The organism is Marinobacter shunpengi (genome assembly GCF_045449715.1).
Lineage (GTDB): Bacteria > Pseudomonadota > Gammaproteobacteria > Pseudomonadales > Oleiphilaceae > Marinobacter.
Window position 1 is genome coordinate 91,733 of the sequence record NZ_JBJJLA010000024.1, and the last position, 24,387, is coordinate 116,119.

Genomic DNA, 24,387 nt, shown 5'->3' on the forward strand with positions numbered 1-24,387 from the left:
TAAGTAAAAGGGGAAGCCGGCAGGCTTCCCCTTTCTTGTCCATGGCTCCCGGGACGTCAGCCGGTACGGCGCCAGTCCTCCTGTTCCAGCGGCTTCAGGGCGGACGTGTTGGTGCGGTTGCCCAGGAAATCCGGCCGTGGCTTGTTGCCGCAGTATGGGTTCACCAACTGGTTCTCCACGCTGTTGAACACGAAGAACAGGTTGCTCCGGGGCCAGGGGGACATATTGGCATTGGACGCATGCAGCGTGTTGCATTCGAAGATGATCAGCGAGCCTGCAGGCCCGGTGGGCGCCTGTATACCACCCCGGTCCGCCAGTTCCGCGAGGTCCTGGTCGTTGGGTACCCCCAGTTCCTGTTTCTTGAGGGAGGACTGGTAGTTGTCCTCCGGGGTGCGGCCGACACAGGGTACGAACCGATTGTGGGACCCGGGGATCAGCATCAGTGGCCCGTTGAACGGGGTGTTGTCGGTGAGGGCAATGGAAAAGCTCACCGCCCGCATGCGCGGCATGCCGTCCTCCGCGTGCCAGGTCTCGAAATCCGAATGCCAGTCAAAACCCTTGCCATGGAAGCCGGGCTTGAAGTTGATACGGGACTGGTGGATATAGGCATCACTGCCCAGCAACTGGCGCACCATGGCCAGGATTTTGGGGTCCCGGGTTAGCCGATCAAAGCGTTCGGATAACTCGTGCACACCAAAAACCGACCGGATTTCCTGTTTGCCAGGCTCGGTGATGGTGCCCTCTGCCCTGAGAATATTGCTGTCGTTTTCATAGTCCCGCAGATCCTGACGGAACCGCGCTACGGTATCCTGGTCAAGGAAGTTCGGGAAGGCCAGGAAACCGTCCCGTTCATAGCGGGCCAGGTCGGTCTCGCTCAGCGGACCGTCGGTGCGGTCGGAGCCGGTGCTGTGGACAACCGGGTCCAGACGATCAAAGGATGGGGTTGGGCGTTCAAGACGACTGGGATAAAGATCTTCAGTACGAGTATCCATATTCGAACCTCCTTCCAGTAGAACTCGATGACTCAACTCATTACTTGGATGACAAAATATTTCCTTTAAAAATAGCCATTTATGAGTAAATTCCTCGGGCGTGAGGGATGTAGGGGCGGCCGGTGCGGTTTTCAAGGCCCATGGTGAAGACAGAACCGGGTACCTGTGTCAGGCGTATCCTTTATTTCACGGAATAAAGGAGTGTAAAGGTTATGCAAACGCCTGCTTCAGCGAAGGTTCATGCTGGTTCCGGACAATGGATATGGGTATTTTTGTCAGTACTACTACTGGCCGGTTGCGCCAGCCCTTCCCTGGAGGACTACCGGGACCGGTCACCGGCGCTGGTACCGGAACAGTTTTTCCAGGGCACCCTGACGGCCCGGGGCGTGGTCAAGGACTGGTCAGGGGAAGTTATCCGCACCTTTGACGCCGAGATCGAAGCCCGCTGGGCGCCGGATGGCACCGGCACGCTGGATGAGGTATTCCGCTACGACGATGGCGAGGTGGATACTCGGGTCTGGACCCTGGCTCCGGAGGATGGCGGGTATCGCGCCGAGGCCGGTGATGTGGTGGAGCCCGGCTTTATGGAATGGCGTGGCAACGCCATCAACATGACTTACGTACTGGAGGTGCCCTATGGTGACGGCACCATCAATGTGCGTATGGATGACTGGATGTACCTGGTCACGCCGGACACCCTGATCAACGAGACCGCCATGAGCAAGTGGGGCATTCCGGTGGGTGAAGTAGTGCTGGTGATACAGCGGCAGGATGGCCAGTGAATTCAGAATCATAGCGAAAACAGGTAGCAGTTCCTATGTGGAAACAATGGCTTACGGCGGCCCTTCTGGTGGTTGTCGCAGTGGGCGGTGCCATGGTGTGGCGCCACCTGGACACCGCATCCGCCCAGCAGGAGGGCCGGCGTGCCTCCGTCAGTGCCGTGGACACGGTAACCCCCCGGCTGGATACGGTGCGGGATGCGGTAACAACCGTGGGCAGCCTGAAGGCGCTGGACGCGGTGGAGTTGACCACGGAAGTCAGTGGCCGTGTGGTGGAAGTGAACCTGCATGCCGGTGAAAGGGTGGAAAAGGGCGACCTCCTGGTCCGCCTGGATGACCGTCAGGCCGCAGCGGACCTGAGGGTGATCGAATCCCAGTTGGCCGATGCCCGTCGCCAGTTGGAGCGGGCCAGCCGCCTGCGCTCCAATAACAGCGTTTCCCAGGCCCAGGTGGATGAACTGCGCACCGCGGTGGATGTGGCCGCCGCCCAACGCCAGGCGGCGCGGATCCGTCTGGAGAACCATCGTATCCTGGCTCCGTTCTCCGGGGTTGTCGGCCTGTCCGATATCAGCGTCGGGGCCTATGTGACTCCCGGCAACACCCTCGCCACCCTGGACTCCACTGACCGTATGGAGCTGTCCTTCTCCGTGCCCGAGCGTTTCCTGGGCCAGGTGTCCCTGGGGCAACTGGTCCGTGGTACCTCGCCGGCGTATCCGGACGACACCTTCAACGGCGAGTTGGTGGAGCTGGGCACCCGCATCAGTGAACTGAGCCGTTCCCTGCCGGTGCGGGCCCTGATCGACAACCCGGAGGGGCGCCTTCGACCGGGCCAGTTCATGTCCGCCAGCCTGACCCTGCGTGAGCGGGAAGCCCTGGTGATTCCCGAACAGGCGGTGCTGATCCGGGGTGACAGCAAGTATGTGTTCATCGCGGAGGACGGGGTTGCCGAACGCACGTCCGTCACCCTGGGCACCCGTATGCCCGGCCTGGTGGAAGTGGTGGACGGGGTCAGTGAATCCGATCAGGTCATCACCACCGGGCAGGACCGGCTGAGCAGCGGCGACCGGGTGGAGGTGAAGGATAGCGAGGGCGCGGTTCCGGAGAACCGCTTCGTACAGTCCCTGGAGTCCTGACCATGGTGCTGTCCGATATTTCCATCAAGCGACCGGTCTTCGCCACGGTCCTGAGCCTGCTGATCGTTGTCTTCGGCCTGGCGGCCCTGCTGGACCTGCCGGTTCGTGAGTATCCGGATATCGACCCGCCCGAGGTCTCCATTGCCACGGACTATACCGGCGCTGCCGCGGAGGTGGTGGACAGCCAGATCACCCAGGTGATTGAGGGGGCCATCAGCGGGATCGAGGGCATCCGTTCCATTGAATCCTCCACCGAGCAGGGGGAATCCCGCACCAGCATCGAGTTCAATATTTCCCGGGACGTGGACATCGCCGCCAACGATGTGCGGGACGCCGTCTCGCGGGTGGCAGACCAGTTACCGGAAGAGGCGGATGCCCCGGTGGTGCAGAAGGCGGATTCCGACGCCCGACCGATGATGTGGATAACCCTGCGCAGCGATGTCTGGGACAGTGCTGAACTCACCGATTACGCTGACCGGGTACTGGTGGATCGCCTCTCGGTGCTGGATGGCGTCGCCGATGTCCGTATTGGCGGTGAGCGCCGCTATGCCATCCGCGTGTGGCTGGACCGCGACCGGCTGGCGGCCCGGGATATCACCGTGGCGGAGGTGGAGCAGGCACTGCGTTCCAACAACGTGGAACTGCCGGCGGGGTCGGTGGACTCCTCCACCCGCAATTTCACCGTCCGTGCCGAGGGCCGGCTGAGCAATGTGGAGCAGTTCCGCAACCTGGTGGTCCGCCGGGATGGCAACAACCTGCTGCGCCTGGGCGAGGTGGCCAATGTGCAGATGGGTGTGGAGTCCGATGTTGGCCGGCTGCGGGCCAATGGCAAGACGGCTATCGGCATGGGCGTGATCCGCCAGTCCAAGGCCAATACCGTGGCGGTTTCCGATGCCGTACGGGCGGAACTGGACGAGATCCGCAAGACCCTGCCGCCGGAAGTGAGTATTGCCGAGAGCTATGACGAGTCCATCTTCATCCGGGCGTCCATCAAGGAGGTGGTGACCACCCTGGCCATTGCCGTATCCCTGGTGATCCTGGTGATCTTCCTGTTCCTGAGGTCCTGGCGGGCCACGCTGATTCCGGCGGTGACCATTCCGGTGGCGGTGATCGGGGCGTTTATCGGGCTGGGCTTCCTGGGCTTTTCCATCAACGTGCTGACCCTGCTGGCCATCATCCTCGCCATTGGTCTGGTGGTGGATGATGCCATCGTCATGCTGGAGAACATCCAGCGCCGCATCGACAACGGCGAACCCCCCCTGCTGGCGGCCTACCGGGGCGCCCGCCAGGTGGCCTTTGCAGTGGTGGCCACCACCCTCACCCTGGTGGCGGTGTTCGTGCCCATCTCCTTCATGGGGGGTAATATCGGCCGGCTGTTTGCCGAGTTCGGGTTCACCCTGGCGGCGGCGGTGATTTTCTCCAGCTTCGTGGCGCTGACCCTGGCTCCCATGCTGTGTTCCAAATGGCTGAAACACAGTCCGGAAACCGTGGAAGGTCACCGCCTGTGGGCCGCCAGTGAAAAGATCCTCAATGGCATGGCCAATGGCTACGGGCGCGCCCTCGACTTCTCCCTGCGCCAACCCGGGCTACTGATTGGCCTGGGTATCGTCGGCCTGGTGATCGCCGTGGTGATCTTTCCCAAACTGCCCCAGGAACTGGCGCCGATCGAGGACCGGGGAGTGATCATCATGCCCACCAGCGCCCCCCGGGGCTCCACCGTGGAGTTCACCGACCACTACGTCAGACAGGCGGAGGAAAAGCTGTTGCCCTACCTGGACGACGGGGTGGCCAACCGCATGCTGTCCATCGTCGGTTTCCGGGATGAGGAGGACAACGCCTTCATGATCCTGGGGCTCAACGAATGGGACCAGCGGGACGTCAAGCAACAGCAGATCACCAGCGAGATCCGCGGCAAGCTGTCGGACATTTCCGGCGTGCGGGTGATTGCGGTGAACCCGCCAGGCCTGGGCCAGGGGGGCTTCGACCAGCCGGTGGAATTCGTGGTGGCCGGATCGGATTACGACACCGTCCAGCGATGGAGCGAGATGCTGGTGGAGAAGGCCAAGGACAACCCGAACCTGCTGAATGTGGACACCGACTTCGAACTGACCCGACCGGAACTGCGGGTGACCATCGACCGGGAGCGGGCGGCGGACCTGGACATCACTGTTCAGGATGTGGGCCTGACCCTGCAGACCATGCTGGCCTCCAGGCAGGTCACCACCTACCTGGACCGGGGGCAGGAGTACGACGTGATCGTCCAGGCCCGTGACCGTGACCGGGCCACGCCATCGGACCTGAGCCAGATTTTCCTGCGCCCGCGGCAGGGGGGCGAGCTGATTCCCCTGGCGGCCCTGGTCAGCCTGGAAGAGATCGGCGCCAACCCGGACCTGCGGCGAATCGACCGCCTGCCGGCGGTGGTCATCAGTGCCTCGCTGGCGGATGGCTATGACCTGGGGGCGGCGCTGACCTACCTGAACAACCTGGCGGCGGACAACCTGCCACCGGAGGCCCGTATCAGCTACAAGGGCATGAGCCAGGAGTTCCAGGAATCCACCAACGCCATCTACATCACCTTCGGCCTGGCCTTTGTCATCGTGTTCCTGGTGCTGGCGGCCCAGTTTGAGAGCTGGATTCACCCGCTGATCATCATGCTCACCGTGCCCCTGGCGGTGACCGGTGCCCTGATGGCGCTGTTGTGGTCGGGTATCAGCCTCAATATCTACAGTCAGATCGGCATCGTCATGCTATTGGGGCTGATGGCCAAGAACGGCATCCTGATCGTGGAATTCGCCAACCAGCTCCGGGACCAGGGCTACAGCGTACGGGATGCCATCCTGGAGGGGGCGGTCCTGCGTTTCCGGCCGGTACTGATGACCACCATTTCCACGGTATTCGGTGCCGTTCCCCTGGTGATCGCCACCGGTGCGGGGGCCGAGAGTCGGGCCGCCATCGGTATGGTGATCCTGGGCGGGCTACTGTTCGCCACGACCCTGACCCTGTTCCTGATACCGGTGCTCTACAACCTGCTGGCCCGCTTCGCCAAATCCGCCAATGCCGTGGAAAAGGAACTGGAACGGGAAGCCCTGGCGGAAGGTGGCAGCGGTGGCCTGGCCTCGGTACAGAGTGCCGAACGCACGGTTGACTGAATCCGGGGCCGGACGATCCTCCGGCCCCATACCGGACCCGTGTCTCGGTTTTCCGCCAAACCTGTGGATAACATCAGGGATAATTTGGGAATGATCTCTGGGTAAGCAATTTCAGGTTCATATAAAACAATCATTTACATGGATATTTAGGGTCCGGAATCGCTTCCGGTTCTGTGGATAACTTTCTTGAAAAGTTATCTGAACAGTTTTTATCAACCCTATGAAATCACGGCAGAATTAGGTATTTCTCCCTAGTTCTGTCGCGTCAGCCTCTACAAACGCTTCCTCTCTGGTTAAAATTTGCTCACTGGCACTGCAAAGTCCCCGCTGTGACAGGTATACTGCCCTGTCAATTTTTCCTGCTCCTTTCCTTGAGGTGATTCCGTGGATTTTCCGACCCGTTTCGACGTGATTGTCATTGGTGGTGGCCATGCCGGTACCGAGGCCGCGCTGGCAGCCGCGCGTATGGGCTCGCAGACCCTGCTGCTGACCCACAATATCGAGACCCTGGGCCAGATGTCCTGTAACCCGGCCATTGGCGGTATCGGCAAGAGTCACCTGGTCAAGGAAATTGACGCCCTCGGTGGCGCCATGGCGAAGGCCACCGATCAGGCCGGCATTCAGTTCCGGGTGCTCAACAGCCGCAAGGGTCCGGCGGTGCGGGCCACTCGGGCCCAGGCGGATCGGGTACTGTACAAGGCCGCCATCCGCGAGATCCTGGAAAACCAGCCCAACCTGATGCTGTTCCAGCAGGCGGCGGATGACCTGATTGTGGAAAACGACCGGGTCACCGGCGTGGTCACCAACACCGGTATCCGTTTCAACGCGAAGACCGTGGTGCTGACCACCGGTACCTTCCTGGGCGGGGTTATCCACATCGGCATGCAGAACCACGCTGGTGGCCGCGCTGGCGATGCGCCTGCCAATGCCCTGGCCAAGCGATTACGGGAACTGCCGTTCAATGTCGGCCGCCTGAAAACCGGCACCCCGCCGCGGATCGATGCCCGCTCCGTGGACTTCTCCGTGATGGAAGAGCAATGGGGCGACAGCCCCACCCCGGTGATGTCCTTTATGGGCTCCCGGGACCAGCACCCCGAGCAGGTGTGCTGCTACGTCACCCGCACCACCGCCGAGACCCATGACATCATCCGCAGTGGCTTCGACCGCTCGCCCATGTTCGCCGGCGAGATCGAGGGCATTGGCCCGCGCTACTGCCCGTCCATCGAGGACAAGGTAAACCGCTTTGCGGACAAGGACTCCCATCAGATCTTTGTGGAGCCGGAAGGCCTGAACACCCATGAGCTGTATCCCAACGGCATCTCCACCAGCCTGCCGTTCGATATCCAGCTGGCGGCAGTCCGTTCCATCCCCGGCTTTGAGAACGCCCACATTACCCGGCCGGGGTATGCCATCGAATATGACTACCTGAATCCCCAGGACCTGCGTCATACCCTGGAAACCAAGTTCATCGGCGGGCTCTATTTTGCCGGCCAGATTAACGGCACCACCGGCTACGAGGAAGCCGGCGCCCAGGGCCTGCTGGCCGGGCTCAACGCCTCCCTGCAGGCCCAGGACAAGGAACCCTGGTACCCGCGCCGGGACGAGGCCTACATCGGTGTGCTGGTGGATGACCTGATCACCATGGGTACCTCCGAGCCCTATCGCATGTTCACCAGCCGCGCCGAGTACCGGCTGATCCTGCGGGAGGACAATGCCGACCTGCGTCTCACGGAAACCGGCCATCACCTGGGTCTGGTGGACGACGAACGTTGGGCACGGTTCAATGACAAGCGTGAGGCGATTGCCACCGAGCGGCAGCGCCTTGAGAAAACCCGTATCCACCCGAAGACGGATCAGTCCGCCATTGCCGATGGGTACCTCAAGCAGCCCATGGCCCGGGACAACACCCTGGCGGAACTGCTGCGCCGCCCGGAAATCTCCTACGCCGAGATTGCCGAGATCGGTGGCCAGCGTGCCGGTGCCGACGAGGTGGAGCAGCAGGTGGAGATCGAGATCAAGTACGAGGGCTACATCTCCCGTCAGGAGGACGAGATCGAGCGCCTGCGCCGTAACGAGGAGACCCGCCTGCCGGATGACTTCGACTTTGATGCCGTGGGCGGCCTGTCCAACGAGATCCGCCAGAAGCTCAAGGAGGTGCGGCCGGAGACCATTGCCCAGGCCTCCCGCATCCAGGGCGTGACCCCGGCGGCGGTGTCCCAGTTGCTGGTGCACCTCAAGAAGCGGGACCTGCTCCGCAAGCAATCCGCCTGACGGGGCCAGCCAATGAGCGAATCACTCTGGCGGCGGCAGCTGTCCGACGGGCTCGGGGCCATGGGCATCGAGTTATCCACAGACCAGCAGGAGCAACTGCTGGCCTTCCTGGCGCTACTCAACAAGTGGAACCGGGCCTACAACCTCACCGCCGTGCGCGAACCCCGACAGATGGTGCCCCGGCAACTGCTGGACAGCCTGACCCTGCTGCCCTACATCACCGCCGACCGGGTGCTGGATGCGGGGGCCGGTGGTGGACTGCCGGGCATTCCCCTGGCCATTGCCCGGCCCGATATCCATTTCACCCTGCTGGATAGCAACAGCAAGAAAACCCGATTCCTGACCCAGTGCAAACTGGAACTTCTCCTGGACAATGTTGAGGTGATCCATGGCCGTGCGGAGGACTGCCGGCCAGACCAGCCCTTCGAGCAGGTCACCAGCCGCGCCTTCACCGCCCTGCCCAACCTGGTGGACTGGTGTGGCAGCCTGCTGGCGGATGAGGGGCAGTTCCTTGCCATGAAAGGTCAGTTCCCGGATGATGAAGTGTCCGGCCTGCCGTCAGGCTGGCAGGTCGGTGCCCGCCACCGGCTCGATTATCCCGGCTGTGACGGTGAGCGACACCTGCTGATCATCAACCGGGTTTCTCCGCGACAGGATTCCACAACAGGAGGCTAGCCATGGCTCGCGTCATTGCCGTGACCAACCAGAAAGGCGGAGTGGGCAAGACCACCACCTGCGTCAACCTGGCGGCATCCCTTTCGGCCACCAAACGTCGTGTCCTGCTGGTGGATATGGACCCCCAGGGTAACGCCACCATGGGCAGCGGTGTGGACAAGAACGGCGTCGAGCGGTCCGGCTTCGATGTGCTCACCAAGCGTTCCGGCGCCGATGTGGTGATCATGCCGGTGGAGAGCGCCGGCTTTGATCTGCTGCCGGCCAATGGTGACCTCACTGCCGCGGAAGTGGAGCTGATGAACGAGATCGGCCGGGAGCACCGCCTGCGGTTGTGCCTGAACGCGGTGCGTGAGAACTACGACTACATCCTGATCGACTGTCCGCCGTCCCTGAACCTGCTCACCGTCAACGCCCTGTCCGCTGCTGACACCGTGCTGATCCCCATGCAGTGTGAGTACTATGCCCTGGAAGGTCTGGCGGCGCTGATGAACACCATCGAGCAGATCAAGGAATCGGTGAACCCCGACCTGCAGATCGAGGGCATCCTGCGCACCATGTACGATCCCCGCAACAGCCTGACCCTGGATGTCTCCGGCCAGTTGTCCGAGTATTTCGGCGACAAGGTCTACAAGGCGGTGATTCCCCGCAACGTGCGGCTGGCGGAAGCACCCAGCTATGGCCTGCCGGCGCTGAAGTACGACCGTGCCTCCAAGGGGGCCGTGGCCTACCTGGCCCTGGCCGGTGAAATGGTGCGTCGCCACGGCAGCCAGAAGGCCCAGGGCACGGTGGCGGTGTAACGCGTTGGTGGTAATGCACCGGCGGTGTAACATAGGGCGCCTTACGACAAGTCGAATTTCTCACTGTGGATAAATGACAACGACCATGGCGGCAAAAAAACGAGGATTGGGTGAACGGGGCTTGGGTGCCCTGCTGGCAAACTCCCGGGTCAACCTGGATGAGGAGCCCAGCAACCACGACGGTGAACTGCGGGACATTCCCATCGACCTGATCCAGCGTGGTCGTTATCAGCCCCGTCGTGACATGGACCCCGCGGCGCTGCAGGAACTGGCCGACTCCATCCGGCAGCAGGGCGTGATGCAACCGGTGGTGGTGCGCCCCATCCAGGAAGGTCGCTACGAGCTGATCGCCGGTGAACGCCGCTGGCGTGCCGCCCAGATGGCCGAACTGGACTCCCTGCCCGCCATCATCCGGGCGGTGCCGGACGAAGCCGCCATTGCCATGGCGCTGATCGAGAACATCCAGCGGGAAAACCTCAATCCCATCGAGGAAGCCTTTGCCCTGCAACGCCTGCAGGACGAATTCGGCCTGACCCAGGCCCAGGTGGCCGAGGCCGTGGGCAAGTCCCGCACCACCATTACCAACCTGCTGCGCCTGATCGGTCTGTCGGAAGACGTGCGTATCATGCTGGAACACGGCGACCTGGAAATGGGCCATGGCCGGGCCATGCTGTCCCTGCCGCCGGAGCTGCAGCTGCAGGTGGCCCGCCAGGTGGTGGCCAAGTCCCTGTCGGTGCGCCAGACGGAAGCCCTGGTGCGCCGGGTGCAGAACGAGAATCCCCAGAAGAAAAAGAAGAACCAGGGTGAGGTGGACCCCAATATCCGCGCCCTGCAGGATGATCTGGCTGAACGCCTGGGTGCCCGTGTGTCCATCGACCATGGTCAGCGGGGCAAGGGCAAGCTTGTCATCGAGTACAGTTCGCTGGATGAGCTGGACGGAATCCTCGGTCATATCCGCTAATCTGGAACCTCCGTTAAATTTCCCGAGTGAAACAGGATTTCATCGGATCTACCACATATCGTGATGTGATCCAGAATGAGGCACAACTTGTGTATATCGCGCCAGTTTGGTGCCTGAAGTGACCAAAAAACCACCAGAATTTCGCAGTACGTGAGTTGAACAGCTTTCGGTTAACACATATAATTCCCGCGCTTGGAATGGCGGCAGGTTTTTCGTGATGGCAAGGTCCGGACATCGTCTCAACCGGGTGCCGCTGCTCCGCTGGCTGGTTATCGAGAGTACAGCCATCGTTGTTATGGCCCTGTTATGGGCCACGCAGGGTCGTTTGGCCGGTTATTCCGCCCTGGTGGGTGGTCTTATTTTTCTGGTGCCAAACACCTGGTTTGCCTACCAGGTTTACAAGGTCGAAGGGGCTCGGCACATGTCCCGGATGGTAGGTAACCTGTTCAGGGCGGAATCTATAAAGATTGCCCTTACCGCAGTGTTTTTTGCGGCCGTTTTCAACTTGATGGAGCCGATCCACGTACCGGCTCTGTTATTCACTTTTGCTGTGATGGTTGTGATGGGTGCAGCCCTGCGCTGGTTCATGCGGCCAACACCACAGCGATGACTGGACGAGACGCAGTATGGCAGCTGATACCCCAGTAGAATATATACGACACCACCTGACGAACCTGACCTATGGCAAGTTGCCGGCAGGTTACGAGCGCGCCGACGGCAGCGTAGTGGAAGAAGCCACCTGGACCATGGCCCGCACCGGCCAGGAAGCCGCCGACATGGGCTTCATGGCGGTGCACGTGGACACCATGGGCTGGTCCATTGCCATGGGCGTACTGTTCCTTGGCCTGTTCCGGTTTGCCGCCAGGAAGGCCACATCCGGCCAGCCCGGTGGTCTCCAGAACATGGTGGAGATGACCGTCGAGTTTGTTCAGGGCATTGTCCGCGATGTCTTTCACGGCAAAAATCCGCTGATCGCGCCGCTGGCCCTGACCATGTTCGTGTGGATCTTCCTCATGAACAGCCTGAAGCTGATCCCGGTCGACTACATTCCCTCCGTTGCCCATGCCATGGGCCTCGAGTATTTCAAGATTGTTCCCACCACCGATCCCAACGGCACCTTCGGGATCTCCATCGGTGTGTTTCTGCTGATCCTGTTCTACAGCTTCAAGGTCAAGGGAGCGGGTGGCTTCCTCAAGGAGCTGTCGTTCACGCCGTTTAACCACTGGGCGCTGATACCTTTCAACCTGGTGCTGGAGCTGCTGGCCCTGATCATCAAGCCGGTCAGCCTGGCACTGCGGCTTTTCGGCAACATGTATGCGGGCGAGGTTGTGTTCATCCTTATCGCTCTGTTACCACTGTGGGTTCAATGGACGCTGAACGTGCCCTGGGCGATCTTCCATATCCTGGTGGTGACCCTGCAGGCCTTTATCTTTACAACGCTGGCTGTGGTTTACCTCAGCGCGGCACACGAAGATCACTGATAACGAAACTCAAACACCCTTAACCATCTGAAAAACTGAGGAGTCATCAATGGAAATGGTATTTATCGCAGCTGCACTGATCATCGGTCTGGGCGCCCTGGGTGCCGGCATCGGCTTTGGTCTGCTGGGTGGCAAGCTGCTCGAGTCCACCGCACGTCAGCCGGAAATGGCGAACCAGCTGCAAACCAAGACCTTCATCATGGCCGGTCTGCTGGATGCGGTTCCCATGATCGGCGTTGGTATTGCGATGTACCTGATCTTCGTTGTTGCTGGTTAATCCGGTCGTTAAGGGCGGGCGCCCCGAAAACGGCGCCCGGTTTTACGGACACCAGGACGCAACGAATAGCTAGAGGTATATCGCCGTGAATATAAACCTTACGTTGATAGGGCAATCGATAGCCTTCGCTATTTTCGTCTGGTTCTGCGTCAAGTACGTCTGGCCTCCCATTACCGAGGCCATGAACGCACGCCAGAAAAAAATAGCCGATGGGCTGTCTGCTGCAGACCGCGCTTCCCTGGACCTTGAGCTGGCACAGGAAAAAGCCGCCCAGGAACTGCGTACCGCGAAGGAAGAGGCCGCTGCCCTGATCGAACAGGCCAACAAGCGGGCCACCCAGATCGTGGAAGACTCCAAGGGCGAAGCCCGGCAGGAGGGTCAGAAACTGATCGACCAGGCCCACGCCGAAATCGAGCAGGAGCGCGTCAAGGCGCGTGATGCCCTGCGTGCCGAAGTGGCTGCCCTGGCCGTCGCCGGCGCCGAGAGGATCCTGGAGAAATCTGTCGATGCCAACGCGCACAGCGAGATGCTGGACAAGCTCGCTGCCGAACTCTAAGCGAGGTTCATCATGGCAGAATTGACAACGCTGGCACGCCCCTACGCCCGGGCAGCCTTCGAGACCGCCCAGAGCCAGGATACCCTGGCCCACTGGTCCGAAGTGCTGACTGTGGCCGGACAGGTGGCTGCCAACAGCGACGTGAAACAGCTTCTCGCGCATCCCGGCGTCGACCGGTCAACCAAGGCAGACATTATTCTGGAGTTTGCCGGTACCGAGGTTTCCGAACCGGTCCGCAACTTCTTCGCCATTCTCGCTGAAAGAGGCCGTCTGGCACTGCTTCCGGAAGTTTCCGAACTGTTCCGCAAGTTCCGTGCGGATCTGGAACGCACTGTCGAGATCGATGTGACCGCAGCCTTCGAGCTGACGGACGCACAACAGCAGAAGCTGGCCGAGGCCCTGTCGAAGAAACTGGAACGGCAGGTAACGCTTTCCACCCAGGCGGATCAGGCCCTGATTGGCGGTGTGGTTGTACGCACCGGCGACATGGTGATCGACGCCTCTGTACGCGGAAAGCTGAATAAACTCGCCGACACACTGGGCGCCTGATTTCAGCACAAGGTTTGAGGACAAAGGCATGCAGCAACTGAATCCATCCGAGATCAGTGACATCATCAAGAAGAGGATCGAGAAGCTCGACATCTCTTCCGAAGCCAAGAACGAAGGCACCATCCTGTCGGTTTCCGACGGCATCGTGCTGATCCACGGTCTCGCCGATGTTATGTACGGCGAGATGATCGAATTTGCCAACGGCACCTACGGCATGGCTCTGAACCTGGAGCGTGATTCCGTTGGTGCGGTTGTGCTGGGTGACTATGAAGATCTGGCGGAAGGCCAGAAGGTCCGTTGCACCGGCCGTATCCTGGAAGTTCCGGTAGGTCCGGAACTGATGGGCCGCGTGGTTGACGGTCTGGGCAATGCCATCGACGGCAAGGGCGATCTGGGTACGTCCCTGACCTCCCCGGTCGAGAAGGTCGCGCCCGGCGTTATCGCCCGCCAGTCCGTTGACGAGCCGGTACAGACCGGTCTGAAAGCCATCGATACCATGGTTCCCATCGGCCGCGGCCAGCGGGAACTGATCATCGGTGACCGTCAGATCGGTAAGACCGCTGTCGCCATCGACGCGATCATCAACCAGAAGAACACCGGCATCAAGTGTATCTACGTAGCCGTCGGCCAGAAGCAGTCCTCCATTGCTGCCGTGGTCCGCAAGCTGGAAGAGCACGGTGCCATGGACCACACCATCGTGGTTGCCGCCGGCGCCGCTGATCCGGCCGCCATGCAGTTCCTGGCACCGTACTCCGGTACGTCCATGGGTGAGTACTTCCGGGATCGTGGTGAAGACGCCCTGATCATTTACGACGACCTGTCCAAGCAGGCGGTGGCCTATCGCCAGATCTCCCTGCTGCTGCGTCGTCCGCCGGGTCGAGAAGCCTACCCGGGTGACGTGTTCTACCTGCACTCCCGTCTGCTGGAGCGTGCGTCCCGGATCAACGCCGATGAAGTTGAAAAGCTGACCAACGGCGAAGTGAAAGGCCAGACTGGTTCGCTGACGGCGCTGCCGATCATCGAAACCCAGGCCGGTGACGTTTCCGCCTTCGTACCGACCAACGTGATCTCCATCACCGATGGTCAGATCTTCCTGGAAACCAACCTGTTCAACTCCGGCATTCGTCCGGCAATGAACGCCGGTATCTCGGTATCCCGGGTCGGTGGTTCCGCCCAGACCAAGATCATGAAGAAGCTTGGCGGTAACATCCGTCTGGCCCTGGCCCAGTACCGGGAACTGGCGGCATTCGCCCAGTTCGCTTCCGACCTTGATGAAGCAACCCGTAAGCAGCTGGAGCATGGTCAGCGCGTCACCGAGCTGATGAAGCAGAACCAGTACAGCCCCATGACCGTTGCGGAAATGGGCACCGTACTGTTCGCAGCTAACGAAGGCTACCTGGATGACGTCGATGTGGAGAAGGTCGTCAAGTTCGAAGCGCAGCTTTTGGACTGGATGCGCTCCGAACAGAAGGAGCTCCTCGACAAGATCGGCGCTGAAGGCAAGTACGACGACGATATCATCGCCGGCCTGAAAGCTGCTCTGGAGAAATTCAAGACCACTCAAAGCTGGTAATTCCTCTGGCCCGCCCTAGTTGCGGGCCAGTTGGTTCACATGAGTGTCTAACTTGAAAAGGCAGTGACTTATGGCCGTCGGAAAAGAAATACGTAACCAGATCGGAAGCATCAAGAGCACGCAGAAGATCACCTCCGCCATGGAAATGGTGGCGGCGAGCAAGATGCGTAAGGCTCAGGAACGCATGCAGGCGACCCGCCCGTATGCGGAGAAGATGCGTCAGGTTATTGGGCACATCGCGCTGGCCAATCAGGATTACCGCCACAGCTTCATGCTGGAGCGTGAGGTAAACCGGGTTGGTTACATCGTGATTTCCTCTGACCGTGGACTGTGTGGTGGCCTGAACAGCAACCTGTTCCGGCAACTGGTCCGTGACATGCGTGACTGGAAAAACAAGGGTGTCGAAGCCGACATCTGTGCAATCGGTCAGAAAGGCGCCTCGTTTTTCCGCAACTATGGCGGCAATGTTGTCGCGGCACTGACCCACCTGGGCGACAACCCCAGCGCTGAACAGCTCATCGGCAATGTCAAGGTGATGCTGGACGCGTTCGAGGAAGGTCGCATCGACCGGCTGTACGTGGTGCACAACGAGTTTGTGAACACCATGACCCAGCAGCCGAAGGTGGATCAGTTGCTGCCCCTGCCGCCGAGCGAAGACGAAGAGATCAGAAATCAGTGGGATTATCTCTACGAGCCGGCCGCGGCAACCATCCTGGATGGCCTCCTGCCACGCTACATTGAATCCCAGGTGTACCAGGGCGTGGTGGAAAACCTGGCCTGTGAGCAGGCTGCCCGGATGATTGCCATGAAGAGCGCTACCGATAACGCTGGCAACATCATTGATGAGCTTCAGCTGGCCTACAACAAGGCCCGTCAGGCAGCCATCACCCAGGAAATTTCGGAGATTGTGAGCGGCGCGGCTTCGGTCTGATGCGGATCATGATCCAACTGGTTTTGAAGACTATTGAGATAACGAGGAACCGAGCATGAGTAGCGGACACATCGTTCAGATCATTGGCGCGGTTATCGACGTGGAATTTCCGCGTGAATCCGTACCCAACGTTTATGACGCACTGCTGCTTGAAGGTGGCGAAACAACTCTGGAAGTCCAGCAGCAGCTGGGTGACGGTATTGTTCGAACCATCGCCATGGGCAGCACCGAAGGCCTCAAGCGGGGCCTGAAAGCAGAAAATACCGGCAAACCGATTTCCGTTCCGGTTGGTACCGCCACACTGGGCCGTATCATGGACGTTCTGGGTCGTCCCATCGACGAACAGGGCGAGATCGGCGAGGAAGAGCGCTGGGGTATCCACCGCAAGGCACCGGGCTATGCCGACCAGGCCGCGTCCGCGGACCTGCTGGAAACCGGCATCAAGGTTATCGACCTGATCTGCCCGTTCGCCAAGGGTGGTAAGGTTGGCCTGTTCGGCGGCGCCGGCGTGGGCAAGACCGTTAACATGATGGAACTGATCAACAACATCGCGAAAGAGCACTCCGGTCTCTCCGTATTCGCCGGTGTTGGTGAGCGTACCCGGGAAGGTAACGACTTCTACTACGAAATGAAGGACTCCAACGTCCTTGATAAGGTAGCGATGGTTTACGGCCAGATGAACGAGCCCCCCGGAAACCGTCTGCGGGTTGCACTGACCGGCCTGACCATGGCCGAGAAGTTCCGTGACGAAGGCCGTGACGTACTGCTGTTCGTTGACAACATCTACCGTTACACCCTGGCGGGTACCGAGGTATCGGCACTGCTGGGCCGTATGCCTTCCGCGGTAGGTTACCAGCCGACCCTGGCCCAGGAGATGGGTGAGCTGCAGGAGCGGATCACGTCCACAAAGACTGGCTCCATCACCTCCATCCAGGCGGTTTACGTGCCGGCGGACGACCTGACGGACCCGTCCCCCGCGACCACGTTCTCCCACCTGGACGCGACTGTGGTACTGAGCCGTGACATCGCCTCAAAGGGTATCTACCCGGCGATCGACCCGCTGGACTCCACCTCCCGTCAGCTGGATCCGCTGGTGATCGGTGAAGAGCACTACGAAGTGGCCCGTGGCGTACAGACCAACCTGCAGCGCTACAAGGAACTGAAGGACATCATCGCGATCCTGGGTATGGACGAACTGTCGGAAGATGACAAGCTGACCGTTGCCCGCGCCCGTAAGATCGAGCGTTTCCTGTCCCAGCCGTTCCATGTGGCCGAGGTATTCACCGGTTCTCCCGGTAAGTACGTCTCCCTGAAGGAAACCATTAGCAGCTTCAAGGGTATCCTCAATGGTGACTATGACGACCTGCCTGAGCAGGCCTTCTATATGTGTGGCACCATTGAAGAAGCGGTCGAAAAAGCGAAGGAACTGAAGTCCAAGGGTGACAAGTAAGTCACCCTCCCTTCGCTGACCGACCTGAGAGGCAACTGAGATGGCTATGACCGTACATTGTGACGTCGTAAGTGCCGAAGAAAAGATCTACTCCGGTCTGGTGGAAATGCTGATTGCCACCGGGTCCGAGGGCGAACTGGGCATACAGCCCGGCCACGCCCCGCTGCTGACTGCTCTGAAGCCCGGTGCTGTCCGGATCCTCAAGCAGGGCGGTGAGGAGGAGATCCTGTATGTCTCTGGTGGCTACCTGGAGGTTCAGCCCTCCATTGTCACCCTGCTGGCTGACACCGCTGTCCGGGCCAAGGACGTGGATGAAGCCGCAGCGCTGGAAGCCCAGCGGGAGGCCGAGAAGGCACTGGCAAATAAGACCGGTGAGTTCGAGTACTCCAGGGCCGCTGCCGAACTGGCAGAAGCCATGGCGCAACTCCGTACCCTGCAGAAACTGCGCAACAAGGTACGCTAAGACGTTCCGGTGGAACGTGCTCACCAGGGCCGCATCCGTAGTGGTGGCGATAACAGACGCTCAGTCTGGACAATCGCCAGCGCAATGGCTGCGGCTTTTTTGTTGAAGAGACCCCCCAAAGGGACCTCCGTATCAACCAGAGGAATCAGGAACCCGCCATGACTGCCCCCCTGCATGTCATCATCCTGGCCGCCGGTCAGGGCTCACGCATGAAATCCTCCCTGCCCAAGGTGCTCCACAAAGTGGCCGGCAGGCCCATGCTGCACCATGTCATGGATACCGCCAGGACCCTGGGGGCCGAAGGCATCCACGGGGTGATCGGCCATGGCGCCGAACAGGTCAGGGCGGTGACACCAGCGGAGGACGTGGTCTGGGCGCTGCAGGAACAGCAGCTGGGTACCGGCCATGCGGTGGCCCAGGCCCTGCCCGGCGTGCCGGATGGTGCCGTGGTGCTGGTGCTCTACGGTGACGTACCGCTGATCAATCCGGAAACCCTGGTGGCCCTGGTATCCCGGGTCAATGACCAAAGCCTGGGCCTGCTCACCGTCGACCTGGGTAATCCCGACGGCTATGGCCGTATCCTGCGAAACGATCAGGGCCAGGTGACGGCGATCGTGGAGCAGAAGGATGCCAGCGAATCGCAGAAGGCGATCCAGGAAGTGAACACGGGTATCCTGGCGGTCACCTCGGACCACCTCAAACGGTGGTTGCCCCAGCTCTCCAACCGCAATGCCCAGGGCGAATACTATCTCACCGACATCATCGCCATGGCGGCGGACGAAGGGCTTACCATCGAAGTAGCCCAGCCGTCCCATGAGGAGGAAGTGCAGGGGGTGAACAACCGCCTGCAACTGGCGGAGCTGGAGCGCTGGTACCAGCAGTGCGAGGCCCGCCGTCTGATGACCGAAGGCGCCACCCTGGCGGATCCGGCGCGGATCGATGTGCGCGGCGAGCTGACCATCGGTCAGGACGTGCTGATTGATGTGAACGTGGTGTTCGAAGGTGACGTTACCCTCGGCAATAACGTCTCCATCGGCCCTAACTGCGTGATCCGCGATGCCCAACTGGCGGATAATGTCACCGTGCACGCCAACTCGGTGATCGAGGGTGCCGTGGTTGCCGAGCAGTGCCAGGTAGGCCCCTTCGCGCGCCTGCGCCCGGGCACCCGCCTGGCCCGGTCCGCCAAGGTGGGCAACTTTGTGGAAACCAAGAAGGCCGACGTGGGCGAGGGTAGCAAGATCAACCACCTGAGCTATGTGGGTGACGCCATACTGGGTCGTAATGTGAATGTAGGTGCAGGGACCATCACCTGTAATTATGATGGCGTAAACAAGTTCCAGACGGTATTGGGCGACAATGTGTTTGTCGGTTCCAATACCGCCCTGGTGGCACCGGTCACGGTGGACGAAGACGCCGTTATCGGCGCCGGATCCACCATTACCAGCCATGTGGATGCGAAGGAGCTGGCCGTTGCCCGCGGTCGCCAGCGCAACATCAAGGGCTGGAAACGGCCGGAAAAGAAAGACTGACCCCCGGTAACAGGACGACATCAATATGTGTGGCATCGTTGGAGCAGTTTCCCAGAGGGACGTGGAAGGTATCCTGCTGGAAGGTTTGAGGCGGCTGGAATACCGGGGCTACGACTCCGCCGGCCTGGCGACCCTTGACAGCAGTGGCCAGATCAACCGGGCCCGGGAACTGGGCAAGGTGGCTGCCCTGTCGGAGGCGGTGGCCGCCCATCCGGCCCCCGGCCATGTGGGCATTGCCCATACCCGCTGGGCCACCCATGGCGAACCTTCCCGCATCAATGCCCATCCGCACATGTCCGGCGAACGGCTGGCCATTGTTCACAACGGTATTATCGAGAACTACCAGGCCCTGCGGGACCAGCTCCGGGAGGAGGGATACAGTTTCACCTCCCAGACCGACACCGAGGTCATTGCCCACCTGATCGAAAAGCATTACCAGCAGGAACGTCATCTGTTCCAGGCGGTCAAGGCCGCTATCAGTCAGTTGCGCGGTGCCTTTGCATTGGCCGTGGTGCATGCCGACGAGCCGGACCACCTGGTGGTCTGCCGTGAGGGCAGCCCGCTGGTTGTCGGCGTGGGCATCGGTGAAAACTTCATCGCGTCCGACCAGCTTGCCCTGCTGCCTGTCACCGACCGGTTCATGTTCCTGGAGGAAGGAGACCTGGCGGATATACACCGGGATCGGGTAGTGATCATTGACCGCAGCGGCGAGCCGGTGGAGCGGGAAGTGACCCGCTTCGAGCACGGCCACGACGCCGCCGACAAGGGCGACTATCGTCACTTCATGCTTAAGGAGATCCACGAGCAGCCGGCGGTGATCAAGGCTACCCTTGAGGGTCGCCTGAGTGACGGACGGGTGCTGGAGCAGGCCCTGGGCATCGAGGCGGGTAAACTCCTGAAGGACATCCGCCATGTGCAGATCATTGCCTGTGGCACCAGCTACCACGCCGGCATGGTGGCCCGTTACTGGATCGAGGAACTGGCCGGCGTGCCCTGTTCCGTGGAGGTGGCGTCGGAGTTCCGCTACCGCAAGCACGTGATCCAGCCGGACACCCTGTTCCTGTGCATCTCCCAGTCCGGCGAGACTGCAGACACCCTGGCCGCGCTGCGCCAGGCCAAGAAGGCCGGCTTCCGCGCTGCCCTGGCGATCTGCAACGTACCGGGCAGCTCGCTGGTGCGGGAATCGGACATGGTGGTAATGACCCAGGCCGGACCGGAAATCGGTGTCGCCTCCACCAAGGCCTTCACCACCCAGCTCACCGCGCTGCTGATCTTCACCCTCGCCCTGGCCCGCCACAATGGCCTGCCGGAGGAGAAAGAAGCGGAAATCGTCCAGGCCCTGAAACTGGTTCCCGGCCAGGTCGCCGATGTACTGGCCCTGGACGACTCCATCGCGGAACTCAGTGAAGCCTTCGTGGACAAGAACCACAGCCTGTTCCTGGGCCGTGGCTCCCAGTTCCCGGTGGCCCTGGAAGGGGCGCTGAAGCTGAAGGAAATCTCCTACATCCACGCCGAGGCCTATCCGGCCGGCGAGCTCAAGCACGGCCCCCTGGCCCTGGTGGACAGCGAGATGCCGGTGGTCACCGTGGCGCCCAACAATGACCTGGTGGAGAAGCTCAAGTCCAACCTGGAGGAAGTCCGGGCCCGGGGCGGCGAGTTGTTCGTTTTTGCCGACCGCGAGGCCGACGTGAAATCCGAGGAAGGCATCCACGTCATGCAGATCCCGTCGGTCCACCCGATTACGGCACCGATTGTTTTCACCGTACCGCTGCAGTTGCTGTCATACCATGTGGCGGTACTCAAGGGCACCGACGTGGATCAGCCGCGGAACCTGGCCAAGAGCGTTACTGTCGAATAAACCGATAGCCAGGGGGCCCGCAACGGGCCCCTTGAAATCCGCCTTCCCCGACCCCTAGATTGCCAATGGCTGCTGCAGTAGCTCAGGCGGTAGAGCAACTGACTCGTAATCAGTAGGTCGGGGGTTCGACTCCCCCCTGCAGCTCCACCCATCGGCCCGCTGTTCCTACTTGCTATTCTGGTGGAATCGCACCTCTCGGCTATCCGGTTCCGGTAACCGTCCGCTGACGACCCTGGCCACGAAGGCCGTGAATATCAAAGCGAGCACCACCGCAGGCCCCGCCGGCAGGTCATAGAACGCCGACAGGCCAAGCCCGATGCCCTGGCCCGCGGCGGCCGCCAGCATCGCCTGCCAGAGTGGCCCGCCGCCGTGATGGCAGATCAGCAGCGGCGTGGCGATCAGGCTGGCAAACACCACGTAGATGCCCGCCATCTCCACCGTCAGGGTGACCGACAGGGCGAACAGGACCAGGAACAGCCTGTCCCGAAATCCCTTACCGGGTAGGAGCTGCCAACCCAGTACCGCCAGCGTCACCACGGCCAGTGGCACCAGTGACTGGCCGGTCACCCACAGCAGGTCCCCGTCCAGGGTCCGGGCCAGGGCCTGGGCGCCGTGGGGATCGCTGCTGACCAGCAGGGTCGCCAGGCTGGCGCCGGACACGTAGAGCAGGCCGATGGTGGCCTCCCGGTGGGCCGGCAGGTACCGGAGGATCAGGTGGACCAGGGCAACGGCCAGTAGCGCCAGGATCAGGCTGCTCACCGGAATGCCCAGCACCACTTGTTTGGGGACAAGACGGTTGCCGGCCAGTGAGCCCAGTGCGGCCCACTGGGCGATGGCCAGATCGGCGAACACCATGCCCCGGGACAGCACCCGGTGCCCCAGGGGCACCAGGCATATCGCCATCAGGATTCCTGCCGCCAGGGGGGCAGCCAGCCAGGCCCAGTGATCAGGCGTCATCAGCCAGGCCTTCCAGTTGCCTGATGAGATGGTCGATCAGGTCCGGCAGGGTTTTCGTTGGAGCCCCATCCGTAACGGTGGCCGGCAGCACCAGAACAGGCAATCCGGTTTGCTCCGACAGCCAGCGGGCCGGGCGGTCGTCCTGGTAGGTGGCCACCAGGATTCCGTCTGCCTGCTCCAGCCGGTCATGGCCCAGTACCCTGCTCAGGTGCGAGGCACTGGGGGGTAGGCCGGGCTTGGGTTCCAGGTCGACCACCGGCTTCACTCCCAGCCAGCGCAGCAGATAGTTGAAGCTGGTGTGCTGGACCACCAGCTCAAAGCCTTCGAGTCGCTGCGCCGCCTGGCGCCACTGGTCCCGATGAAGGTTCCAGTCCACCCGCCAGGACAGATAACGCCGCTGGATGTCGGAGGTACTGTCCGGTGCCAGTTGGCCCATGTGATTGGCCAGGGCTTCGGCAATCACCGGCACCGCATCCGGGTTCAGGTGCACATGGGGATCGCCCTCTGGATGCACGTCGCCCATGCTGCGATCCACATGGTCGTGGGGCTGGTGCAACGGCACCTGCTCCGCAGCATAGAACAGCCCGGGGCCGCCTTCCTGTACCTGCCGGTTGGCGGATTTCTGGAGCAGTGTTGGCAGCCAGCCCACTTCCAGGGACGCCCCGGTGCACACCACCAGATCAGCCCGATGCACGGCGGCGATCAGGCTGGGTCGGGCCTCCACATAGTGGGGGTCCTGCCAGGCGGTGGTGGCTACGGTAATGTCGGCGTCCGGCATCAGTGACCGGGCCAGGTCGCCCCACTCAGGCTCACAGGCGAACACGTTCAGGCTGGCCTGGGCAGCCGGCGCAACGAGCGCCAGCACCAACCCGGCCAGCCATCCTTTAGAAGCCATGGGCACCGTGCTCCCCGAACGACATCACGTACTGCAGGGTGACAGTATTGTCCGCTTCCTCAAAGCCGTAGGCATCCTGGAAGGTGTACTGCAGCCGCAGGGTCGAGAAGTGGGAGTGTGACCAGGCCAGCATGATGTCGGTCTCCTCCAGTTCCTGATCGTGGAAGTGGTCGCCATGGGCTTCTTTGAGATCCACTTCGCCATAACGCACGCCGGCGGACCACTGGGGCGCAAACTGGTAGACCGCCGAGGCGTACCAGCCTTCGTGGACATCATCGGAGCTGGCGTACTCGTTCAGGTCGTCAGCGTAGAGATACTCGCCACTCAACGTCAGTTGCTGTTGGCGGGTGTTGCCCCGGGGGGACCATTTCCACACCAGGTCCGCCATGTAGAGGTTTTCGCCGGTGTAGGAAGCCCCATGGCTGTGGTCGTGACCCTCTTCATGTTCGTGCTCATGGTCATGACCAGCGCCTTCCCCACCATGGATCTGGCGGTTACGTACCCAGGACAGCCCCGCCTGCCAGCTCTGGCTGGTGGAGATATCACCGCCGAACCGGGTATTCACGGTGTACACCCCGATATCCTCTTCACCTTCGGAGAGGCGATCGCCGTCGAAGGCTTCCGCACCGATCTGCCAGTAGAACGGGGTTGGTAACAGCATGTTGAGACGCACACCGTCGTCAAAATAGTGGCTGCCGAGCATGGCGCGATAGGCCGCCGGGCGCTCCACGAAATCATCTTCATGCAAATGCCGCCCGTTGAGATAACCCACCTGGGAGAGGAAGCGGCCACCACGCATGCTCAGGTTCCAGGGCATGCCGGTGGTCTGGATGAAGGCTTCCTCCAGTTCCAGTTCGGTCTCGCCGTCATGACTTTCCAGGACAGCGGTCATACGTCCCTCGAACAGGTCGTCAATGGGTGATGACAGGGACAGCTCAGTATGGCCCAGCCCGAACCCCTCGTCCCGGTGGGACAGGGCGGTGGTGTTCTGTTTGTAGTAACCGTCCAGCACCGCGCTGATATCCGGGTTCAGCTCGTTGGCCAGGGGCGCGGTCAGTGGTGCGAGGGCCAGCGCGAGTGCGCTGGCCACGGAATGGCTGTGTTTCATGGT

General features: G+C 61.4%; 22 protein-coding genes and 1 tRNA gene. 19 read left to right on the plus strand and 4 right to left on the minus strand.

Going from position 1 to position 24,387, the window contains the following annotated elements; translation table 11 throughout:
* Window positions 1–56: 56 nt before the first annotated feature.
* Window positions 57–992 carry an ectoine hydroxylase gene (thpD, locus tag ACJO3T_RS17240; protein WP_406979259.1) on the minus strand — a complete coding sequence of 312 codons (936 nt, stop codon included), beginning with the start codon at window positions 990–992 and terminating at the stop codon, window positions 57–59.
* A gap of 272 nt (window positions 993–1,264) precedes the next feature.
* On the opposite strand from thpD, the gene ACJO3T_RS17245 reads away from it, so the two are divergent.
* The 19 genes from ACJO3T_RS17245 (at window position 1,265) to ACJO3T_RS17335 (ending at window position 21,571) form a co-directional block, all read left to right on the plus strand.
* Window positions 1,265–1,774, plus strand: a complete 510-nt coding sequence (locus tag ACJO3T_RS17245) for a DUF3833 domain-containing protein (RefSeq protein WP_406964899.1) — start codon at window positions 1,265–1,267, stop codon at window positions 1,772–1,774.
* Between the two features lie 35 nt (window positions 1,775–1,809).
* Window positions 1,810–2,904, plus strand: coding sequence for an efflux RND transporter periplasmic adaptor subunit (locus tag ACJO3T_RS17250; RefSeq protein WP_406964901.1), 1,095 nt, complete (start codon window positions 1,810–1,812; stop codon window positions 2,902–2,904).
* 2 nt (window positions 2,905–2,906) lie between these two features.
* Complete coding sequence (locus ACJO3T_RS17255) at window positions 2,907–6,053, plus strand: efflux RND transporter permease subunit (protein WP_406979260.1); 3,147 nt, start codon at window positions 2,907–2,909, stop codon at window positions 6,051–6,053.
* Between the two features lie 384 nt (window positions 6,054–6,437).
* Window positions 6,438–8,324 (plus strand): tRNA uridine-5-carboxymethylaminomethyl(34) synthesis enzyme MnmG, encoded by a 1,887-nt coding sequence (gene mnmG, locus ACJO3T_RS17260; RefSeq protein ID WP_406979262.1) that lies wholly within the window; start codon window positions 6,438–6,440, stop codon window positions 8,322–8,324.
* A gap of 12 nt (window positions 8,325–8,336) precedes the next feature.
* Window positions 8,337–8,999 carry a 16S rRNA (guanine(527)-N(7))-methyltransferase RsmG gene (gene rsmG, locus ACJO3T_RS17265; protein ID WP_406979263.1) on the plus strand — a complete coding sequence of 221 codons (663 nt, stop codon included), beginning with the start codon at window positions 8,337–8,339 and terminating at the stop codon, window positions 8,997–8,999.
* A gap of 2 nt (window positions 9,000–9,001) precedes the next feature.
* The gene (locus ACJO3T_RS17270; RefSeq protein ID WP_328190213.1) at window positions 9,002–9,796 is read left to right on the plus strand and encodes a ParA family protein; all 795 of its coding nucleotides are present in this window, start codon (window positions 9,002–9,004) and stop codon (window positions 9,794–9,796) included.
* Between the two features lie 85 nt (window positions 9,797–9,881).
* Window positions 9,882–10,757, plus strand: a complete 876-nt coding sequence (locus tag ACJO3T_RS17275) for a ParB/RepB/Spo0J family partition protein (protein ID WP_406964905.1) — start codon at window positions 9,882–9,884, stop codon at window positions 10,755–10,757.
* A gap of 217 nt (window positions 10,758–10,974) precedes the next feature.
* A complete protein-coding gene (locus tag ACJO3T_RS17280) occupies window positions 10,975–11,367 on the plus strand; it encodes an ATP synthase subunit I (RefSeq protein ID WP_406964906.1) in 393 nt (130 codons plus the stop codon).
* Between the two features lie 16 nt (window positions 11,368–11,383).
* Window positions 11,384–12,238 (plus strand): F0F1 ATP synthase subunit A, encoded by an 855-nt coding sequence (atpB, locus tag ACJO3T_RS17285; RefSeq protein ID WP_406964908.1) that lies wholly within the window; start codon window positions 11,384–11,386, stop codon window positions 12,236–12,238.
* 49 nt (window positions 12,239–12,287) lie between these two features.
* Window positions 12,288–12,515, plus strand: coding sequence for a F0F1 ATP synthase subunit C (gene atpE, locus ACJO3T_RS17290; protein ID WP_091850834.1), 228 nt, complete (start codon window positions 12,288–12,290; stop codon window positions 12,513–12,515).
* 85 nt (window positions 12,516–12,600) lie between these two features.
* Window positions 12,601–13,071 carry a F0F1 ATP synthase subunit B gene (locus ACJO3T_RS17295; RefSeq protein WP_406964911.1) on the plus strand — a complete coding sequence of 157 codons (471 nt, stop codon included), beginning with the start codon at window positions 12,601–12,603 and terminating at the stop codon, window positions 13,069–13,071.
* Window positions 13,072–13,083: 12 nt separating this feature from the next.
* Window positions 13,084–13,620 (plus strand): F0F1 ATP synthase subunit delta, encoded by a 537-nt coding sequence (locus ACJO3T_RS17300; RefSeq protein WP_406964913.1) that lies wholly within the window; start codon window positions 13,084–13,086, stop codon window positions 13,618–13,620.
* A 28-nt stretch (window positions 13,621–13,648) separates the two neighbouring features.
* On the plus strand, window positions 13,649–15,193 hold the full coding sequence (atpA, locus tag ACJO3T_RS17305; RefSeq protein WP_406964914.1) for a F0F1 ATP synthase subunit alpha: 1,545 nt from the start codon (window positions 13,649–13,651) through the stop codon (window positions 15,191–15,193).
* A 70-nt stretch (window positions 15,194–15,263) separates the two neighbouring features.
* Window positions 15,264–16,124, plus strand: coding sequence for a F0F1 ATP synthase subunit gamma (gene atpG, locus ACJO3T_RS17310; protein ID WP_406964915.1), 861 nt, complete (start codon window positions 15,264–15,266; stop codon window positions 16,122–16,124).
* A gap of 55 nt (window positions 16,125–16,179) precedes the next feature.
* Entirely contained in the window at window positions 16,180–17,574 is a 1,395-nt protein-coding gene (atpD, locus tag ACJO3T_RS17315; RefSeq protein WP_406964917.1) for a F0F1 ATP synthase subunit beta, read from the plus strand.
* A gap of 40 nt (window positions 17,575–17,614) precedes the next feature.
* Window positions 17,615–18,037: a F0F1 ATP synthase subunit epsilon gene (locus ACJO3T_RS17320; RefSeq protein WP_406964918.1), complete on the plus strand. Its 423-nt coding sequence runs from the start codon at window positions 17,615–17,617 to the stop codon at window positions 18,035–18,037.
* A 158-nt stretch (window positions 18,038–18,195) separates the two neighbouring features.
* The gene (gene glmU / locus ACJO3T_RS17325) at window positions 18,196–19,566 is read left to right on the plus strand and encodes a bifunctional UDP-N-acetylglucosamine diphosphorylase/glucosamine-1-phosphate N-acetyltransferase GlmU (RefSeq protein ID WP_406979265.1); all 1,371 of its coding nucleotides are present in this window, start codon (window positions 18,196–18,198) and stop codon (window positions 19,564–19,566) included.
* Between the two features lie 25 nt (window positions 19,567–19,591).
* Window positions 19,592–21,424: a glutamine--fructose-6-phosphate transaminase (isomerizing) gene (glmS, locus tag ACJO3T_RS17330; protein ID WP_406979266.1), complete on the plus strand. Its 1,833-nt coding sequence runs from the start codon at window positions 19,592–19,594 to the stop codon at window positions 21,422–21,424.
* Window positions 21,425–21,495: 71 nt separating this feature from the next.
* Window positions 21,496–21,571: transfer RNA gene (locus ACJO3T_RS17335), tRNA-Thr, on the plus strand.
* An 18-nt stretch (window positions 21,572–21,589) separates the two neighbouring features.
* Here the strand turns inward: ACJO3T_RS17335 and ACJO3T_RS17340 are convergent.
* From ACJO3T_RS17340 to ACJO3T_RS17350, 3 genes are read right to left on the minus strand one after another with little or no spacing between them, the layout of a single operon-like run.
* On the minus strand, window positions 21,590–22,381 hold the full coding sequence (locus ACJO3T_RS17340) for a metal ABC transporter permease (RefSeq protein ID WP_406979267.1): 792 nt from the start codon (window positions 22,379–22,381) through the stop codon (window positions 21,590–21,592).
* Window positions 22,371–23,276, minus strand: a complete 906-nt coding sequence (locus ACJO3T_RS17345) for a metal ABC transporter substrate-binding protein (protein WP_406979268.1) — start codon at window positions 23,274–23,276, stop codon at window positions 22,371–22,373. The genes ACJO3T_RS17340 and ACJO3T_RS17345 overlap by 11 nt, the downstream gene beginning before the upstream one ends.
* A complete protein-coding gene (locus ACJO3T_RS17350) occupies window positions 23,266–24,384 on the minus strand; it encodes a hypothetical protein (RefSeq protein WP_406964925.1) in 1,119 nt (372 codons plus the stop codon). Before ACJO3T_RS17350 ends, ACJO3T_RS17345 begins: the two co-directional genes overlap by 11 nt.
* Between the last annotated feature and the right edge of the window lie 3 nt (window positions 24,385–24,387).

What these genes read in the sequence shown, in the direction of transcription:
- atpG (WP_406964915.1), top strand. Translation starts at nt 15,264, where the DNA reads ATGGCCGTCGGAAAAGAAATACGTAACCAGATCGGAAGCATCAAGAGC.
- ACJO3T_RS17280 (WP_406964906.1), top strand. Translation starts at nt 10,975, where the DNA reads ATGGCAAGGTCCGGACATCGTCTCAACCGGGTGCCGCTGCTCCGCTGG.
- atpE (WP_091850834.1), top strand. Translation starts at nt 12,288, where the DNA reads ATGGAAATGGTATTTATCGCAGCTGCACTGATCATCGGTCTGGGCGCC.
- atpB (WP_406964908.1), top strand. Translation starts at nt 11,384, where the DNA reads ATGGCAGCTGATACCCCAGTAGAATATATACGACACCACCTGACGAAC.
- ACJO3T_RS17345 (WP_406979268.1), bottom strand. Translation starts at nt 23,276, where the DNA reads ATGGCTTCTAAAGGATGGCTGGCCGGGTTGGTGCTGGCGCTCGTTGCG.
- ACJO3T_RS17275 (WP_406964905.1), top strand. Translation starts at nt 9,882, where the DNA reads ATGGCGGCAAAAAAACGAGGATTGGGTGAACGGGGCTTGGGTGCCCTG.
- rsmG (WP_406979263.1), top strand. Translation starts at nt 8,337, where the DNA reads ATGAGCGAATCACTCTGGCGGCGGCAGCTGTCCGACGGGCTCGGGGCC.
- ACJO3T_RS17255 (WP_406979260.1), top strand. Translation starts at nt 2,907, where the DNA reads ATGGTGCTGTCCGATATTTCCATCAAGCGACCGGTCTTCGCCACGGTC.
- atpD (WP_406964917.1), top strand. Translation starts at nt 16,180, where the DNA reads ATGAGTAGCGGACACATCGTTCAGATCATTGGCGCGGTTATCGACGTG.
- glmU (WP_406979265.1), top strand. Translation starts at nt 18,196, where the DNA reads ATGACTGCCCCCCTGCATGTCATCATCCTGGCCGCCGGTCAGGGCTCA.
- ACJO3T_RS17270 (WP_328190213.1), top strand. Translation starts at nt 9,002, where the DNA reads ATGGCTCGCGTCATTGCCGTGACCAACCAGAAAGGCGGAGTGGGCAAG.
- ACJO3T_RS17320 (WP_406964918.1), top strand. Translation starts at nt 17,615, where the DNA reads ATGGCTATGACCGTACATTGTGACGTCGTAAGTGCCGAAGAAAAGATC.
- ACJO3T_RS17250 (WP_406964901.1), top strand. Translation starts at nt 1,810, where the DNA reads ATGTGGAAACAATGGCTTACGGCGGCCCTTCTGGTGGTTGTCGCAGTG.
- thpD (WP_406979259.1), bottom strand. Translation starts at nt 992, where the DNA reads ATGGATACTCGTACTGAAGATCTTTATCCCAGTCGTCTTGAACGCCCA.
- ACJO3T_RS17300 (WP_406964913.1), top strand. Translation starts at nt 13,084, where the DNA reads ATGGCAGAATTGACAACGCTGGCACGCCCCTACGCCCGGGCAGCCTTC.
- ACJO3T_RS17350 (WP_406964925.1), bottom strand. Translation starts at nt 24,384, where the DNA reads ATGAAACACAGCCATTCCGTGGCCAGCGCACTCGCGCTGGCCCTCGCA.
- glmS (WP_406979266.1), top strand. Translation starts at nt 19,592, where the DNA reads ATGTGTGGCATCGTTGGAGCAGTTTCCCAGAGGGACGTGGAAGGTATC.
- ACJO3T_RS17340 (WP_406979267.1), bottom strand. Translation starts at nt 22,381, where the DNA reads ATGACGCCTGATCACTGGGCCTGGCTGGCTGCCCCCCTGGCGGCAGGA.
- atpA (WP_406964914.1), top strand. Translation starts at nt 13,649, where the DNA reads ATGCAGCAACTGAATCCATCCGAGATCAGTGACATCATCAAGAAGAGG.